The 1,705-nt window shown below is 45.8% G+C and carries 2 protein-coding genes; both read left to right on the top strand.

The annotated features are described in order from the left end of the window. On the top strand, positions 1 to 674 hold a 674-nt coding region (locus Q0236_RS08610; protein WP_297916917.1), incomplete at its 5' end, for a hypothetical protein. 273 nt (positions 675 to 947) lie between these two features. Beyond that, positions 948 to 1,705: ABC transporter substrate-binding protein (locus Q0236_RS08605; RefSeq protein WP_297916916.1), on the top strand; the 758-nt coding region annotated here is incomplete at its 3' end.

Genomic DNA, 1,705 nt, shown 5'->3' with positions numbered 1-1,705 from the left:
GTAATATGACCATAAGCTATGGTAATACCACCGCTTTAGGTGCTATGCTGCAGGTGAATCGCAAGCTCTCAAGCAACGGAAGAAACGTTACTTTGCGCGTAGATGGTAATTATAGTGATTCGGATTCAAAGACCTTCTCAACGCAAGATATTCAGTATTTCCAGTTGCAAGATGCACTCGGAAACGACTCTACTTATCGTGCATATCGTTATAACCTTATGCCAACAAAGAGCTGGGATTACGCTTTGCAGCAAAACGGCAGCTCTTTCGAGGAGGCCTTTTATTGCACGATAGCTGCGCTTTATGTAGGCTTGGAGCATCTATCCGAGATCGGAAAATCTCAAATCATGGCTCTTTGGAGCACCGCAAATATTATGCTGGCACTCATCGTTCTTTGGAAGCGGGTCGCCACACTATACTTGCTCGGCAAGGCAAGCGGAAGCAAAATTTTCTATCTTTGCGCCGGGATAACTTTAATTTGGGAAGCGCTTCTTAAGCTTCTTGAAATACTCCACATCGATAAGTCGTGGTATGGCAGCGCACCTGCCCGCTATGCCGCACTTACGGTAATCCTTTTATCTGAAATTTTAGAACTTATCGCTTGGATTAGGATTAAAGGAATTTCAGGCGCGGAGCTTTGGAATAAAAACTTATGGACGACGCCAGCAAAATAGATCATAAAATCCAATCTAAAATTACGCGCGAGCGCTTGAAATTTTACAAATTTGCTTCACAAATTCCATATCACACCGCAAAATTCTACGCGAAATTCATACGTACGATGTAAATTTTCAAATTCGCCCTACTTTAAAATTTCATCTTTTACCTAAAATTTATCATTAAAAATCTATAATATTTCAAAGTATATTTTCTAAACGCAACCGCCTAAAAAGCGCGCAAAACAGAGCGTATTAAAAAGTATATAATTCTAAATTAAAGGAAAAAACATGAGTAAGCTTCACTCTTTCGCGCTAGCTCTTGCGCTGTGCGCGAGTTCGCTTTTTGCAGACCGCGTCGTAACCGATCAGCTAGGCCGCGACGTTACGCTACCAGACGAAGTTAAGCGCATAGTCGTGCTTCAGCACCAAAGCCTAAACGCGCTCAATGAGCTAAACGCGCTGGATAAAGTTGTCGGCGTGCAGGAGTCGTGGGAGAAGTCGCTCGGCAAAAACTACATCCGCCTAGCGCCGAGCCTAAAAGATATGCCGACCCCGGGCGATCTAAAGGTCATCAACTACGAGGCTGTGCTTAAGCTAAAGCCTGACGTCGTGATCGTCACCAACTACATCCCGCAAGAATACATCGACAAAATGACGGAGCTCAAAATCCCCGTCGTCGCCGTTAGCTTCCAGCGCAGCGACGCCGCCGATAAGGGCAAGCTAAATCCGACCTTTAAAGACGACGAAGCGGCCTACACCGAGGGCTTTTACGACGGGATCGAGCTTCTTGGCAAGGTCGCAAACCGCGAGAAAGAGGCCGCCGAGCTAATAAGCTTCGTCAAAACCTCGCAAGAGCAGCTAAAGGCTAAATTTAGCGACTTCATCGTGGATAAAAGACCTAAAATTTACATGGCAAATCCCGATCTCACGACCTACGGCAGCGGCAAATACACGGGCATAATGTTTATGCGCGCCGGCGCGCAAAACGTCGCGGCAGAGAGTATAAAAGGCTACAAGCAGGTATCTGCAGAGCAGGTTTTAGCATG

This window comes from uncultured Campylobacter sp. (genome assembly GCF_938031315.1).
In the GTDB taxonomy this organism is placed as follows: Bacteria; Campylobacterota; Campylobacteria; order Campylobacterales; family Campylobacteraceae; genus Campylobacter_B.
The sequence above is the reverse complement of the archived record's forward strand: the minus strand, read 5'-3'. Positions and strand labels throughout refer to the sequence as shown.